The organism is Corynebacterium sp. c24Ua_83 (assembly GCF_039907245.1).
Taxonomy (GTDB): Bacteria; Actinomycetota; Actinomycetes; order Mycobacteriales; family Mycobacteriaceae; genus Corynebacterium.
In genome coordinates this window covers 1-15,109 of the sequence record NZ_JASBOI010000003.1, presented here as the reverse complement: position 1 = coordinate 15,109, position 15,109 = coordinate 1, and the positions used below count along the sequence as shown (strand labels likewise).

At 62.8% G+C, this 15,109-nt stretch carries 12 protein-coding genes; 8 read left to right on the top strand and 4 right to left on the bottom strand.

From position 1 onward, the window contains the following. Positions 1-35: 35 nt before the first annotated feature. The 4 genes from QKE30_RS03180 (at position 36) to QKE30_RS03165 (ending at position 4,018) form a co-directional block, all read left to right on the top strand. Positions 36-392 carry a hypothetical protein gene (locus tag QKE30_RS03180; protein WP_347934088.1) on the top strand — a complete coding sequence of 119 codons (357 nt, stop codon included), beginning with the start codon at positions 36-38 and terminating at the stop codon, positions 390-392. Between the two features lie 16 nt (positions 393-408). After that, positions 409-993: a dephospho-CoA kinase gene (gene coaE / locus QKE30_RS03175; RefSeq protein WP_347934087.1), complete on the top strand. Its 585-nt coding sequence runs from the start codon at positions 409-411 to the stop codon at positions 991-993. Positions 994-1,425: 432 nt separating this feature from the next. Beyond that, positions 1,426-3,573: an excinuclease ABC subunit UvrB gene (uvrB, locus tag QKE30_RS03170; RefSeq protein ID WP_347934086.1), complete on the top strand. Its 2,148-nt coding sequence runs from the start codon at positions 1,426-1,428 to the stop codon at positions 3,571-3,573. A gap of 10 nt (positions 3,574-3,583) precedes the next feature. Further along, positions 3,584-4,018: a universal stress protein gene (locus QKE30_RS03165; RefSeq protein ID WP_005295751.1), complete on the top strand. Its 435-nt coding sequence runs from the start codon at positions 3,584-3,586 to the stop codon at positions 4,016-4,018. Positions 4,019-4,044: 26 nt separating this feature from the next. Here QKE30_RS03165 and QKE30_RS03160 read toward each other — a convergent pair whose 3' ends face one another. The 3 genes from QKE30_RS03160 to QKE30_RS03150 form a co-directional block, all read right to left on the bottom strand. Continuing rightward, a complete protein-coding gene (locus QKE30_RS03160) occupies positions 4,045-6,360 on the bottom strand; it encodes an ATP-binding domain-containing protein (RefSeq protein WP_347934085.1) in 2,316 nt (771 codons plus the stop codon). Positions 6,361-6,493: 133 nt separating this feature from the next. Beyond that, positions 6,494-7,345, bottom strand: coding sequence for a DoxX family protein (locus QKE30_RS03155; RefSeq protein ID WP_347934084.1), 852 nt, complete (start codon positions 7,343-7,345; stop codon positions 6,494-6,496). A gap of 117 nt (positions 7,346-7,462) precedes the next feature. Further along, positions 7,463-8,149 (bottom strand): MBL fold metallo-hydrolase, encoded by a 687-nt coding sequence (locus QKE30_RS03150; RefSeq protein ID WP_347934083.1) that lies wholly within the window; start codon positions 8,147-8,149, stop codon positions 7,463-7,465. A gap of 74 nt (positions 8,150-8,223) precedes the next feature. Here QKE30_RS03150 and uvrA point away from each other — a divergent pair, with 74 nt between their 5' ends. Then, positions 8,224-11,070, top strand: coding sequence for an excinuclease ABC subunit UvrA (uvrA, locus tag QKE30_RS03145; RefSeq protein WP_347934082.1), 2,847 nt, complete (start codon positions 8,224-8,226; stop codon positions 11,068-11,070). Here the strand turns inward: uvrA and QKE30_RS03140 are convergent. Then, positions 11,049-13,418, bottom strand: coding sequence for a hypothetical protein (locus QKE30_RS03140; protein WP_347934081.1), 2,370 nt, complete (start codon positions 13,416-13,418; stop codon positions 11,049-11,051). The two genes, uvrA and QKE30_RS03140, sit on opposite strands and share 22 nt — an antisense overlap. Positions 13,419-13,796: 378 nt before the next feature. Between QKE30_RS03140 and infC the strand changes: the two genes are divergently transcribed. From infC to rplT, 3 genes are all read left to right on the top strand, one after another. Then, complete coding sequence (gene infC, locus QKE30_RS03135) at positions 13,797-14,318, top strand: translation initiation factor IF-3 (protein WP_077536299.1); 522 nt, start codon at positions 13,797-13,799, stop codon at positions 14,316-14,318. Between the two features lie 32 nt (positions 14,319-14,350). Next, positions 14,351-14,545: a 50S ribosomal protein L35 gene (rpmI, locus tag QKE30_RS03130; RefSeq protein ID WP_005295736.1), complete on the top strand. Its 195-nt coding sequence runs from the start codon at positions 14,351-14,353 to the stop codon at positions 14,543-14,545. 112 nt (positions 14,546-14,657) lie between these two features. After that, entirely contained in the window at positions 14,658-15,041 is a 384-nt protein-coding gene (rplT, locus tag QKE30_RS03125) for a 50S ribosomal protein L20 (protein WP_011273437.1), read from the top strand. Positions 15,042-15,109: the final 68 nt, after the last annotated feature.

The following is a 15,109-nucleotide window of genomic DNA, read 5'->3' as shown; positions in this document are numbered from 1 at the left end:
TGCGTTGCCCGCCGAACTCCGCTATATTCTCGGCTATGGCTAATTCCTCTCGCATTGCTTCCATCGCCGTCGCTGCTGTTCTTACTCTGTCCAGCGCTGCGGGTATCGCTGGCGCCGCGGACGCTGATTCCGCCTCTGAAACCCTCCAGCCGCTGCCGACCGTCGAGACCCCCAAGGCTCCTGCGTCGAGCGGCTTGGGTAGCTCCTCGCGCGTGCCGAAGGCCTGCCAGAAGCTGGACCAGCAAATCGAAGAGGTCCGTAAGCAGTGGGACGAAGCAGTCGCCGAACAGGATATCTACAAGGCCAATGGCCTGCGCATGGAGTTCGGCAACCTTGCCGCCAGCTACTACCAGTGCCGCCTGGCTGGAAACACTCTGGTCGGCTCCCTGTAGGCGCTAGCATGGCCTCATGATCACAATTGGGCTGACTGGTGGAATCGGATCCGGCAAGTCAACCGTCTCTTCGCGGTTGGCGGAGCACGGTGCTTTTATTGTTGACGCCGACCTGGTGGCGCGCGAGATCGTCGAACCAGGTCAGCCAGCTTTGGCCGAGCTGGCGGATGCCTTTGACGGGGTGCTGAACCCCGACGGCACGTTAAACCGGGCGGAGCTAGCCCGGCAGGCCTTTGCTACGCCGGAGGCGACGGAGAAGCTGAACGCGATCACCCACCCGCGCATTCGTGCCCGCACCGAAGAGCTGTTTAAGCAGGGGAGGGAGTCCGGCGCGCAGGTGCTCGTCTACGACATGCCGCTGCTTATCGAAAACGGTGAGGTCGACAAGGTCGATCACGTGTTGGTGGTGGACGCTCCTGACGAGCTGCGCATCGACCGCCTAGTGCAGCACCGTGGCTTAGATGAGGACGACGCCCGCCGCCGCATTGCCGCCCAGATCGACCGCGCGACCCGCCTGAATGCGGCGGACACGGTTCTGGATAACTCCGGATCCCTGGAAAGCTTCCTCGAGCAGGTCGACGGCTTCTGGGACGGGATCTAGAACCTACTACCAGAAGCGCGGAATGCCGGCGCGCGTAATCGCGGGCAACCTCCAGGCGGCGCTGCAGGTTGGGGTGTACGGAACCGTCCGGGTTCAGTCCATTGCCCAGTACCACCACAGTGGCTCGCGGATTGGTGCCCTTGCCAGGAGCCTTCACAGGAGCCTCCAGCACCTTGAGAATGTGGCTCACCTCGGCGCGTCGGGCGGGGGAGAGCCGATCCAGTGCGGGACGGGGATCCTGGTTCAGATACTGGGCGGCGATGGCGGCCGCGGAGTAGGCGTCATCAACAGTGCGAGCAGTACGCGCACCGCTGGGACCAACCGGTAACAGCTCGCCAGGAATATCGACGGTGTTGGGTCCGATCGGCGCAGAACCAGCAACGATCGGCGGGACGGCGGGTGGTGTCCGGGGTGGCAAGTAGACTAGCGGGCATGGCCTTTGCAGCAGAACGTCCCGAATTGTCGTACTCCGAGTTCCGCCCCGTGGGGGAAGTCGAACGCACGGACGCGAAGTTCGAAGTAATTAGCGACTACGAACCCGCCGGCGACCAGCCGAATGCGATCGAGGAGCTGCACCAGCGCCTTAACCGCGGCGAACGCGACGTGGTGCTGATGGGTGCCACCGGTACGGGTAAGTCTGCGACGGCCGCCTGGCTGATCGAGAAGGAACAGCGCCCCACCCTCGTGATGGCGCCGAATAAGACGCTGGCCGCCCAGCTGGCCAACGAACTGCGCAGCCTGCTGCCGAACAACGCGGTGGAGTACTTCGTCTCCTACTACGACTACTACCAACCGGAGGCGTATATCGCGCAGACGGATACGTACATCGAGAAGGACTCGTCGATCAACGAAGACGTGGAGCGCCTGCGCCACTCCGCGACCTCCGCGCTGCTGTCGCGCCGGGACGTGGTGGTTGTGTCCTCGGTCTCCTGCATCTACGGCCTCGGCACTCCGCAGTCCTACCTGGACCGTTCTGTGGTCTTGAAGGTCGACGAGGAGGTCGAGCGCGATCGGTTCCTGCGTCTGCTGGTGGATATCCAATACTCCCGCAACGACGTCGCCTTTACCCGCGGCACTTTCCGCGTGAAGGGCGACACGGTGGACATCATCCCGGCCTACGAGGAGCTGGCGGTGCGCGTGGAGTTCTTCGGCGATGACATCGATGCGCTGTACTACATCCATCCGCTGACTGGCGACGTGATTCGCCAGGTCGACGAACTGCGCATCTTCCCGGCGACACACTACGTCGCCGGCCCGGAGCGCATGGAAAAGGCCATGCAGGCCATCAAGGAAGAGCTGGCGCAGCGTCTGGAGGAGCTGGAGAACCGCGGCAAGCTGCTGGAAGCCCAGCGCCTGCGCATGCGCACTGAATATGACCTGGAGATGATCCAGCAGGTGGGCTTCACCAGCGGTATCGAGAACTACTCCCGCCACATCGACGGCCGCGCTGCCGGTTCCGCGCCCGCCACCCTGATCGATTACTTTCCCGAGGATTTCCTCACCATCATCGACGAGTCCCACGTGACTGTCCCGCAGATCGGCGGCATGTTCGAAGGCGACATGTCCCGCAAGCGCAACCTGGTGGAGCACGGCTTCCGCCTGCCCAGCGCGCTGGATAACCGCCCGCTGACGTGGGAGGAGTTCGACGACCGCAAGGGCCAGTGCGTCTACATGTCCGCCACTCCCGGCGACTACGAGATCGCCGCCGCCCAGGGCGAATACGTCGAGCAGGTCATTCGACCCACCGGCCTGGTGGACCCGAAGGTGGAGGTGCGCCCGACCGAAGGCCAGATCGACGACCTGATCGAGCAGATCCGCCAGCGCACCGAGAAGAACGAACGCGTGCTGGTCACCACCCTGACCAAGCGCATGGCCGAGGACCTCACCGACTATCTGCTGGAGCACGGCGTGAAAGTCCGCTACATGCACTCCGACATCGATACCCTCAAGCGCGTGGAGCTGCTCCGCCAGCTGCGCCTGGGCGAATTCGACGTGCTCGTGGGCATCAACCTGCTGCGTGAGGGCTTGGACCTCCCGGAGGTCTCGCTGGTCGCCATTCTGGATGCCGACAAGGAGGGCTTCCTGCGCTCCGAACGCTCGCTGATCCAGACCATCGGCCGTGCAGCCCGTAACGTCTCCGGCGAGGTCATCATGTACGCCGACAAAGTCACCGACTCGATGCAATACGCCATCGACGAGACCGAGCGCCGCCGCGCCAAGCAGATCGTCTACAACGAAGAGCACGGCATTGACCCGCAGCCTTTGCGCAAAAAGATCGCCGATATCTTGGACCAGGTCGCGGAGCTCGAGGCGGAATCTGGTGTGGACGCCGCAGGCGGCGCCGGTGCCGATTCCAGTGCCGGCGGGCGGGGTGAATCGCCCGAGGCCGACTGGGCGCTGGTGCGCGGTTCCAGCGACGAACCCATGGCACGCCCGCAGCTGGAGAAGCTGATCCAGGAGATGACAGAGCAGATGAAGTCCGCGGCGAAGGAGCTGAAGTTCGAGCTTGCCGGCCGCCTCCGCGATGAAATTGCGGACCTAAAAAAGGAACTGCGGGGCATGATCGAAGCTGGGTTGTAATATTAGAGTTATGTACAACACAGTCGTGGTCGGAACCGATGGGTCAGAATCTTCTTTTCTAGCAGTGCGACGCGCCGCGGGCGTAGCCGCCGCCATGGACGCGGAGCTCGTCCTGGCCAGCGCGTATGTGGGGGAGCACGCGGATACCGCGACTAAGCAGACCACTGCGGTGGACGGGGAGATGTCTGCGGCTGAGGTGTTGGCGTCCGCACGAAAAGAGGCCGAAGGCGAGGGCGCGAAGAAGGTCCGCGCGGTGCTGAAGGAAGGCGACCCGGTGGAGGCGCTGATGAGCATCGTCAAGAGCGAGGAGGCGGACCTGCTGGTCGTCGGCAACCGTGGCATTAACTCGCTGACCGGGCGCCTGCTGGGCAGTGTGCCAGCCGATGCGGCACGCCAGGCGGAGTGCGACGTGATGATCGTCCACACCGTCGGCACCAGGGACTAACCCTTTCTGATCCACGCTAGACCCGCCTAATCCCAGGGCAGCGGGCGGGCATGCACGACCGTCAGTCCCTGGGTGGCGCGAGTCATTGCCACGTAGAGGTCGTTGAGCCCCTGGGGGGAGCTCTCTACAATGTCCGCCGGCTCAACCAAGATCACCTCGTCGAACTCCAGCCCCTTCGCGGCGGCGGTATCCACCAGCACAACCTCCGCGCCCGCTCTTTCTGTCTCGGACTGCTCCGTTACCTGCTCCGTCACGATGCCCTTGAGGTGCTCAGGGGCGGCGGTAATCACGCCGATCAGGCCAGCTTCACCCGGGAGTGCCCGCGCGTGCTCAACTGCGGCCTGAACCTGTGAACCCAGATCGGTGCGCTTCGTCGGCATATACCGCACCCCGGTACCCGATTCGCGCAGGGCCAGGGGAGAAGGCTGCGAGGGGTCAATCTCGCGCAGTAGTGGCGCTGCGAGGTCCGCAATGTCCTTCGGAGTGCGGTAGTTCACCGTCAGCTGGTGCAGCTGCCAGCGGTCGGCCACGAAGGGGGAGAGCGCCTCCTTCCAGCTATCCACCCCGCCAGGATTGCCGGTCTGCGCCGGGTCGCCCACCAAAGTCATCCACTTATTCGGCGAGCGGCGGAACACCATCCGCCAGGCCATTTCGCTGAGCTCTTGGGCCTCGTCCACAATCACGTGCCCGAACGCCCATCGGCTGTCGGCTGCCGCGCGCTCAGCGGTGGTGCGGTGGTCGCGGACTTGCTGGCGGGCGGCCAGCGTTTCGGCGTCGATAACGTCGTAGGCCATCAGCACCTCGGGAGCGAACCCATCGTCCAGGTCCTGGCTGGCCGATCCGGTCAGGATGTCCAGCGCTTCCTGCGCCTCGGTGATCTTCTCCAGCCACTGCTCGCGCTCCTCGGCGGCGGTTTCCTCGTCGGAGACGTAGCCCAGCATGTCGATCAGTTCGTCGATGAGTGGCGCGTCGGCGTCGGTCCATTCGCCGCTGGGGTGGGCGGCCAGGCCGCGCCACGTGTCTTCGTCGTAGTCGACCGCGATGCTCGCCGGGTCCGCGTATAGCCGCTCCAGCACCTGGGTGGGGCGCAGCTCGGGCCAGAACTGCCCGAGTGCGTCCACGATCGTCGGATCCGCACCGAGTTCCTCGCGCAGGGTGGCGATGTCGCCCTTACCCAGCAGGTTTTCGCCTCCCAGAGGGTCGGCGCCGATGTTCTCGCCCAGGGCCTCCGCGAGCGAATTCAGCCCGTGGTCCAGGAAGGCCGCCCGCGCATGATTGTGCGGCTTGCGGGAGCGCCGCGCACGAGTCCTGGCAGCACGCACCATCTTCGGCGTGAGCTGCACGTTGAGCCCGTCGATGCTGATGTCGATGCTGTCTTCCGGCACGGTCTGGTACGTCTTGATCGCATCAGCCAGGATCGTCAGCATCTCCGCCGAACCCTTGACCTCGCGCGCCAGCAGGTTCGTCTCCGGCACGGTGTGCAGGTTCGGCAGCAGGGTGCCGGGGGTTGCCAGCACCACGCCAGTTTCGCCCAGCGAGGGCAGCACCTGCGAAATGTAGGAAAGGAAGCGGTCGTTAGGGCCGATGATCAGCACGCCCGTGTTATCGAGCTGCTCGCGCCACGTGTACAGCAGGTACGCCGCCCGGTGCAGCGCCACGGCAGTCTTGCCGGTTCCAGGCGCTCCCTGGACCACGGTCACGCCACGGTGTGCGGCGCGGATGATCGCGTCCTGTTCCGCCGCGATCGTCTCTACGATGTCTTGCATATACGCGGTGCGCGCCCTGTTGACGGCATCGAGTAGCGCTTCTTCTTTGGCGACGCCCCCTCGCGGCCCAGTACCTACCGCATCGGTCGGTCCTGCCGTGGTGGATAGCTGTTCGTCTGCCACGCTGCGCACCGTCCGACCACGGGTGGTGATGTGCCGCCGCGTGTGTACCCCGTCGGGGCGCAGGGTGGTGGCCAGGTAGAAGGGGCGGGCCAGGGGAGCGCGCCAGTCCATCAGCAGGGTGCGCATCTGCTCGTCGTCATCGTGTAGGCCGATGCGCCCGATGTATCGGCGATCCAGGTGTTCGTTTCCGGGGACGGGGTTCTCCGCCTCCGCATCCTCCACGTCGATGCGCCCGAACATCAAACCAACCTCTGCCGCAGAGTAGGAATCCAGGCGTTGAGCAATGTCGCGTGCCTCGCGGTCGCGCACCATCAGACCCTGCGGGTCGTCGATATCGGCCTCCAGGCGGACAGCCTTGAGCCGCTGTTCCAGCTTCTCGCGGGCCTGGTCTACCCGTTCTAGGAGGTCATCGAGGTAGTGCTGCTCGGCAGCGATGTCGTCGGTGAGCGACAAGGTGGGTGGGAGTTCCCTTCTGTGTCTGGGCTTTTAAGGATAGAGCACGCCAGTTTACTCCCTCTGCGATGCTTTCGATAGCAAAGAACCCCTGGTAGCTGAACTAACCAGGGGCTCTAAGTGTATTTAGCTCTTACTTGAAGCGCTTTTGCGCCTTCTTCTGAGCTTTCTTTGCTCGCTTCTGCGCCTGCTTCTGTGCCTTCTGGGCGCGCTTGCGGGACTTCTTGGTGGCCTTCTGAACGTCCTTCTTCAGATCCTCGGCGTCAAAGTCCTCCCATGCATCCTGTGCCTTGGCAGCAGCGGACTGTGCGTAGTCGGAAGCCTGATCGCCGAACTCAGCTGCGCGCTCGCGCAGATTCTCGGCCGTTTCCTTCCACTCGTCCTGGTGCTCGTCCACGTAGTCGGCAACCTTATCCTGTACCTGGCCGGCAACCTCCTTCGTCTTGGCGAAGAAGCCCTGGGCCTGGTCGGAAGCGCTGGCAGCGAAGGCCTTGGACTGGGTCTGAGCGTTCTCCAGCATCTTCTGCTGCTCAGTCTTGCCCGGCATTGCCTGCTGCGCACGCCACTTCAGCCCCGGCTTGCCGGCGGTATCTGCAGAGGTGATAACCAGGCCACCCAGCAGCGCCAGGTCGGTCACTAGGCCGCGGATCTCCTCCTTACGCTCCGCACCATTGGAAGCATTCCAGAATGCGTGGCGGGACAGCGCGGTCGGGATCTGCACGGCGGCCAGGGTAGCGGCGGCCAGGCGCGGAGCCTTGCCGGTGGCCAGCAGGGCAGAGGCGACGACCTTGGTGGTGCCAACCACACGCACGGTGGTCTCAGCATCGTCAGGAATCAGGCCGGCCTTATCCTGCGGCAGCACGGAACGCAGGGTGCCGTTGATAGCCTTTGCGTCTTCTGCATACTCGTTGCTGTTCAGCAGCATCTGGGAGCCGTCAACGGCGAAAGCGGAAGCCAGCAGCGGGCGGGCAAGGGTACGGAACATTGGGGTCTACACACTCCTCATCAGTTGGTGGCACGACCCTTGACTGCGTTTAGTCGTGCTCGAACAATCTCCCAGGTTACCTGAATCAATCTCACCGGGAGTGGGGTCCGGGGCTACCTACCAGCCTCGCGCGGCCCATTCATCGACCTTGCCCTTTTCCTCCCCAACGGAAGTGGAATCACCGTGACCAGGGTGGATTCGGGTTTCTCCGGGGAGGGTGAAGATCCTGTCGCGCACGTCGCCCAGGAGCTGCTGGAACTGCTCGGGGCTATTTGTTTTTCCGACGCCACCGGGGAAAACACTGTCACCCACCCACCCTCGTGGCACGCGCCCGTCGGCCAGATCCAGCACCGCCAGGCCGCCCGGGGTGTGGCCCCGCAGTTCGACAACCTGCAGCCCCAGCCCCGGCAGCTGTGTACCGGCCAGGTCCAGTGGTTCCCGCGAACCTTCGTCGTTTCCGTACACCCGGTCCGGCGCCACGGGCAGCGCCTCGGCATCCAGGCGTGGCCCGTGGTGGCGGGCGCTTGTCGCCTTTAGGACGTCTGCCAGCGCGCGGGTGTGGTCTGCATGCTGGTGGGTCGTGAGCACGTCGGTGATATGTACACCCAGCTGTTCGGCCAGGCCCAGCAGGTGTTCTGCATCGTCGGCGGCATCCACCAGCAGCGCCTCGCCGCCCCGGCACAGCAACCAACAGTTGTTGTCCATAGAACCCACGGTCGTCACTGCGTACGTATGGGCGTCAGTACTTAAAACCTGCACGTCGCGCGGTGCGGAAAGATGGCTAAATTCGGTAACTTGCTGCATGGCACCACATTAGCGATGTCTCGGCGATGACGTAGACTAGCAGGGTTGATGGATCAACAAATAAGGAGTGAATAGTGGCCGATCAGCTGATTGTCCGTGGAGCCAGCGAACACAACCTCAAGGGCGTGGATATCGACCTACCGCGCGACAAGATGATCGTGTTTACGGGGCTGTCTGGCTCGGGTAAATCCTCCCTGGCCTTTGACACGATCTTCGCAGAAGGCCAGCGCCGATACGTTGAGTCTTTGAGCTCCTATGCGCGCATGTTCCTCGGACGCATGGATAAGCCGGACGTGGAGCTGATCGAGGGGCTGTCCCCGGCGGTGTCCATCGACCAGAAGTCCACGAACCGCAACCCGCGCTCGACCGTCGGAACGGTGACGGAAATCTTCGACTACTTGCGCCTGCTGTACGCCCGCACCGGTATTCCGCATTGCCCGGAGTGTGGCGGCGTGATCCAGCGCCAGACCCCGCAGGAGATCGTGGACCAGATTCTGGCGATGGAGCAGGGGCTGAAGTTCCAGGTGCTCGCGCCGGTAGTGCGCACCCGAAAGGGCGAGTTCGTGGACCTCTTCGAGGACCTGGCCGCGCAGGGCTACTCCCGCGTGCAGGTTGACGGTGCCGTTCATCAGCTGTCCAACCCGCCGACACTGGAAAAGCAGGTCAAGCACGACATTGACGTGGTGGTGGACCGCCTGCAGGTAAAGGAATCCCAGAAGCAGCGCCTGACAGACTCGATCGAGACCGCCCTGCAGCTGGCCGACGGGATCGTGGTTCTGGACTTCGTGGGCCTACCGGACGACGACCCGCACCGCACGCGCCGCTTCTCCGAGAAGATGGCCTGCCCGAATGGTCACGCGATCCAGTTGGATGAGCTGGAGCCGCGCACGTTCTCCTTCAACTCGCCCTACGGAGCCTGCCCTGCCTGTGACGGCCTGGGCACGCGCCTGGAGGTAGACGAGAAGCTGGTGATCCCGGACGAGGACGCAGCCGTGGTCGACGCGATCGCGCCGTGGTCGTCTAGCCCGAACAGCAAGTACTTCACCAAGCTGGTGAACGCACTGGGCGAGGCGATGGGCTTCGACCCGAAGTCCCCGTGGAAGGACCTGAAGGCAACCCACCGCAAGGCCATCCTGAACGGCCACAAGACGCAGATCAAGGTCAGCTACCGCAACCGCTACGGCCGTTCGCGCACCTACAACGCGCCCTTCGAGGGCGTGATGCCCTTCCTGAAGCGCAAGCTCGACCAAACCGATTCCGACTGGTCCAAGGAGCGCTACCGCAGCTACATGCGTGAGGTCGCCTGCCCGACGTGCGACGGCACGCGCCTAAAGCCGGAGGTTCTGGCCGTAACTATTGCCTCGGGCGAGCAGGAACTGTCCATCGCCGAGGTCTCTGATCTTTCTATTGCGGACGCCAGCAGCTTCCTCGAAAACCTATCTCTAAGCAAGCGCGAGGAGATGATTGCCGGGGCGGTTCTGCGGGAGATCCAGGCGCGCCTGAAGTTCCTGCTAGATGTTGGCCTGAAATACCTGTCGATGTCCCGCTCCGCGGGCACGCTTTCCGGTGGTGAGGCCCAGCGCATCCGCCTGGCCACGCAGATCGGCTCCGGCCTGGCGGGCGTGCTGTATGTGCTGGATGAACCTTCTATTGGCCTGCACCAGCGCGATAACGAGCGGCTGATCCGCACCCTGCAGCACCTGCGCGACCTGGGTAACACTCTGATCGTGGTGGAGCACGACGAGGACACGATCCGCACGGCCGACTGGCTGGTGGATATTGGCCCGCGTGCTGGCGAGTACGGCGGCGAGATTGTCTACCAGGGCGAGCCCAAGGGGATCCTCGAGGCGAAGGATTCCCTGACCGGCCAGTACCTGTCCGGTGAAAGGGTGCTGGCTGTCCCGGAGAAGCGCCGCCCGATCGATAAGGACCGGGTGCTGACGGTACACGGCGCCCAGGAAAATAACCTGAAGAACGTGGACGTCACTCTGCCGCTGGGCGTGCTGACGCTGATCACTGGTGTGTCGGGCTCCGGTAAGTCTTCCCTGATCAACGGCATCGTGGCGAAGTCTCTGAGCAACACCCTGAACAAGGCGCGCCAGGTGCCGGGACACCACAAGAAAATCACGGGCACGGAGCACTTGGACAAGCTGGTGCAGGTGGATCAGAGCCCGATTGGCCGCACTCCGCGATCCAACCCGGCTACGTACACGGGCGTGTTCGACAAGATCCGCAAGCTATTCGCCGAGACGACTGAGGCGAAGGTGCGTGGCTACACCGCGGGCCGGTTCTCGTTCAACGTCAAGGGCGGGCGCTGCGAGGCCTGCCACGGCGATGGCACGCTGAAGATCGAGATGAACTTCCTGCCAGACGTGTACGTGCCCTGCGAAGTCTGCGAGGGCGCTCGCTACAACCGCGAGACGCTGGAGGTTCACTACAAGGGCAAGTCCATCGCCGAGGTGCTGGACATGCCGATTTCCGAGGCAGCGGAGTTCTTCGAGCCCGTCACCTCGATTTCCCGCTACCTGAACACCCTGGTGGATGTGGGCCTGGGGTACGTCCGCCTGGGTCAGGCGGCCACCACCTTGTCCGGTGGTGAGGCACAGCGCGTGAAGCTGGCCGCCGAGCTGCAGAAGCGTTCCAACGGCCGGACGGTGTACATCCTCGACGAGCCGACCACCGGCCTGCACTTCGAGGACATCCGCAAGCTGATGCTGGTGATCCAGGGGCTCGTGGACAAGGGCAATAGCGTGTTCATCATCGAGCACAACCTGGACGTCATCAAGGCTGCCGACTGGATTGTGGACATGGGGCCGGAGGGCGGCTCCGGCGGTGGCACCGTTGTTGCCGAGGGCACCCCGGAGCAGGTTGTGGAGGTGGAGGCCTCCCACACCGGCCGCTACCTGCGATCCATGCTCTGATCCTGCATCCGGGACTGCTGGGGTTGCTGAGGCTGTTGCTGCATCGGCTGCTGCGGTTGTGGCATCGTCGGTTGCGGCTGCTGCAGGGGCTGCTGCGGAGGCGTCTTGTTTGGCTTCTCGCGGGTAATGGCGGCAACCAGTAGCACCATGCCGCAGATGAGGAACGCCAGAGCCTGCACAAGGCCACCGAGGACGGACAGGTCGTAGAAGACAAGCTTGGCGGTGGCGATAATTGCCAGCATCAGGCCGGGCTTCGAGTTGTTGCGGTACAGCAGGTACACGGCGCCCAACATCCAGCTGACGGAGATCAGCACATGTGCCACCATGAATGACAGCTTCGTGGTGGAGATAGCCATAGCGACGGCGGGGATTGCGGAGGAAGCAAGCACAAGCGTGATTACGCCGATGACCAACATCGTCACTTCCGAGTTGGACTGCTTACCCGGAATCTCGCGTCCAGCGATTCCGCGCAGGTCGGTCTCGAGGAGGTATTGGTGGCGATACAGAAGCGCCACCGCTAGCGCGAGGCTGACTACCAAGACGATCGCCGAGTCCGGAACACGCATGCTATCTGCCCCGACCCAGCTGCGCGGTGCGTAGGTGAACACCGCCAGGAAAGAGCACATCAGAGAGATCCATGCGACATTCTTAGGCATGCGCGGCAGTCCCCATACAACGGCTGCGGTGTATAGCAGCAGCCCCACAGCGACGATGATGCTCCCGTAGCCAAACGCCGAGGCTTCAGCGGGGGTCTGCCGTAGCTCAGAATCCAACGCGTACCACTGGAAGAAGCGGATGATGAAGACAATGGGGAGAGTGCCGGCGGAGATTATGAAAGCGAACGCGTTGGCCAGCTGTGGTGGAAGCGGTTCTGTTCCTGGAATCTGGAAGTCCGCTTGGAAGATGCCGCCGTTGATGCGAGCGATGATGTATGCGCACGCAGTTACTAGGGAGATAAAGACAACAGCCGCCCAGGAATTGTTGGACAACAGGCACACCGACGGAATGATCACTACGGCAACTACGCCGCTGAGGTGAAGCTGGCGGGATGCAAACGGTGGGACGAAACTGATGATCGTCACGAGCGCGAAGCCCACCACGCCGAGTAGGAACGTCGAAAGTATGAAGGGTGCACTCAGCAGCATCGCGCAGATGTAAGTAATGGTCGCGGTGGTCTGAAGCTTGAACCACGGGCGCCCCCAGCGGGCTGCGAAGCCGCAGATAGCGGCGGCGATTAGGCTGCCGGCGAAGTAACCATTGTGGATTTCGCGTTGCACTTCCTGGTCGGCGGGGAACATGGAGAGGAAGTTCGCTGCCGCCGGCAGGATGAATAGGGGCGCAAAGGCGGTGACGACCACCGCGAGGACTTCCTTCTTCCAGGCATATGCCAGAGCCAATGCGCCGGCACATATGACTACCGTCAGCACGCTACCGAGCGCCTCACCGAACCATCCCAGGTTAAACACCGCGACCCAGAGGTCCGCCAAACCGCCCAGTGTGGCAACTATCAATAGCGCTGACGAGCTCACTCCGTCTGGTTGCTTCTTGTGCACGATCGTCGACGTCACGGCCAAACCGCCACAGATCACCGCAGCGAGAATGACCGCTCCCTCCGGAGTAAGGATTCCGGAAGCATAGGCCAATAGAGCCAGGAAGGTGAGGCCGACAACCGTGATGGAGCCGCCGATGATCGCCAGCAGGCGAGTGACCAGGTCCTCCTTTTCCCACCACTGTTGCAGCTTGTTCGGCTCCTTTGGCTCCTGCTGCTTCGCTGCTGGCTGGGGCTGTGGCTGAGGGGCAGCTGGTTGCGGAGCCTGAGGGCGCGGAGCCTGAGGTCGCGATGCCTGCGGGCGGGGTGCCTGAGGTCGCGACGCCTGCGGACGTACCGGCGTTTGCTGCTTTGGCGGTGCGGGCTCCTGGCGCGGCGGTTGCGCGGGGCGCGCCGGGTGGTGCTGCGCCTGTTGTGGCTGCTGTTGACGCTGAGCCGGCTTGGACTGAGGTTGTGCGGGCTGAGGTTGTGTGGGCTGAGGCTTGGGAGCTTGAGTTCGCTCCATCTTGCGTTCAGCCGACCGTTCAGCCGGCACAGGGGAGTGTTTCTGTGGAGCCTGAGCCGGCGGGGCCTGTAAGTCCGGTTTGGAGCGCGGGGGAGGTGAGGCTGGGGGCGTCACTAAGGAAGAAGAAGGAGCAGCGGCTCGTTGTGCCTGCGAGAGCCTTTGTTGATTTAGGGCGACCTCCCGCAGAATGGCGATCATCTGCGTTTGCGCCTGCACCTGCGAGCGGGCAAGATCATCGATGCGTTTGATGAGGTCGTTGGTGGGCTGTGCGGATCCGTTAGAAGAGTTGTTCATGGCTCAAAAGCTTATTCTTATTCGGCGCGCCAGGGCGCAGTATTGGTTTTGGTAAATGCTCGGACGATTGTTATACTTCCAAGCACTACCGTCTCGTTCCGGCGGTTTGAGTCGCTCTATCTCAAATTCGTCTCAAACAAACGGAAACGGGCTGCAAGTGGAGATTCCTTCTCCCACCTAGAGACCGCCTTTAGAGGTTGGGCTCGGGTCGTAGCCACAGGCACGGATGGGTTCAGGAGAATCCAGAAGTGTAATGCGTGATGCAGGGCAGTTGTTCCCGCCGGCGCAAAATGGCTGTGATTGTGGGGGAACACAGGGGATCTTCAGTACTGCAGGGGTCGGTAAGACATTAACCAAAACTGCTACTGAGGAGTTCACATTAGCGCAGAAGCTCGCATCAACGACCGTATTCGAGTCCCTGAGGTCCGACTCGTCGGTCCAGGCGGCGAACAGGTCGGTATCGTCAAGACAGACGATGCGCGAAAGCTGGCCTATGAAGCTGACCTCGACCTTGTAGAGGTTGCACCGAACGCCAAGCCGCCCGTGGCAAAGATCATGGACTACGGCAAGTTCAAGTACGAGCAGGCCCAGAAGGCCCGCGAAGCTCGTAAGAACCAGCAGCAGACCGTGGTGAAGGAACAGAAGTTCCGTCCGAAGATCGACGACCACGACTACGAGACCAAGAAGGGCAACGTCATTCGTTTCCTGGAGAAGGGCTCCAAGGTCAAGGTCACGATCATGTTCCGCGGGCGTGAGCAGTCTCGCCCGGAGCTCGGGTTCCGGTTGCTTGAGCGACTGGCAAACGACGTCGAGGAATACGGCGTAGTTGAGACCCGTGCCAAGCAAGACGGTCGCAACATGACCATGGTGCTGGGCCCGGTCCGCAAGGGCAAGAAGTAGTAACAGAACTAGTTGTTAGAGGTTTTTCACCAATGAAGCAGAAGACTCACAAGGGTGCCGCAAAGCGCATCAAGATCTCCGGTTCCGGCAAGCTGCGTCGCGAGCAGGCTAACCGCCGCCACCTGCTGGAGGGCAAGCCTTCCAAGCGCACCCGTCGCCTGAAGGGCACCGAGGACGTCGCTCCGGCCGATGTCAAGCGCATGAAGCGTCTGCTGGGCAAGGCATAACTTAAAGCCCGCTTTCCCACCCCTATTCACCCAACCGCGTCATCGAGTAGATACAGCGCTTGCGAAAGTGCTGGTTAGAGGCGCGCACTCTTAAAGAAAAGGAAGTATCACCGTGGCACGTGTCAAGCGCTCAGTGAACGCCAAGAAGAAGCGTCGCGAAGTACTGAAGTCCGCCAAGGGCTACCGTGGTCAGCGCTCCCGCCTGTACCGCAAGGCAAAGGAGCAGATGCTCCACTCCAAGACTTACGAGTTCCGCGATCGCAAGGCTCGTAAGAACGAGTTCCGCAAGCTGTGGATCCAGCGCATCAACGCTGGTGCTCGCCAGAACGGCATGACCTACAACCGTCTGATCCAGGGCCTGCGCCTGGCCGAGATCGAGGTCGACCGCAAGAACCTGGCCGAGCTGGCCGTCAACGACTTCGACGCATTCACCGCTCTGTGCGAGGCTGCCAAGGCTGCTCTGCCGGAGGACGTTAACGCACCGGCTGCTTCCTAGAGTCAGCTTTAACCGCGTAACGCGCACCCCATCCTGGACACCCAGGGTGGGGTTTTGTCGTATAGAGC

Excerpts from the sequence above, each read along its gene's own strand:
- QKE30_RS03155 (WP_347934084.1), bottom strand. The coding sequence starts at position 7,345 with ATGTTCCGTACCCTTGCCCGCCCGCTGCTGGCTTCCGCTTTCGCCGTT.
- QKE30_RS03150 (WP_347934083.1), bottom strand. The coding sequence starts at position 8,149 with ATGCAGCAAGTTACCGAATTTAGCCATCTTTCCGCACCGCGCGACGTG.
- uvrB (WP_347934086.1), top strand. The coding sequence starts at position 1,426 with ATGGCCTTTGCAGCAGAACGTCCCGAATTGTCGTACTCCGAGTTCCGC.
- QKE30_RS03140 (WP_347934081.1), bottom strand. The coding sequence starts at position 13,418 with ATGAACAACTCTTCTAACGGATCCGCACAGCCCACCAACGACCTCATC.
- coaE (WP_347934087.1), top strand. The coding sequence starts at position 409 with ATGATCACAATTGGGCTGACTGGTGGAATCGGATCCGGCAAGTCAACC.
- rpmI (WP_005295736.1), top strand. The coding sequence starts at position 14,351 with ATGAAGCAGAAGACTCACAAGGGTGCCGCAAAGCGCATCAAGATCTCC.
- QKE30_RS03165 (WP_005295751.1), top strand. The coding sequence starts at position 3,584 with ATGTACAACACAGTCGTGGTCGGAACCGATGGGTCAGAATCTTCTTTT.
- QKE30_RS03180 (WP_347934088.1), top strand. The coding sequence starts at position 36 with ATGGCTAATTCCTCTCGCATTGCTTCCATCGCCGTCGCTGCTGTTCTT.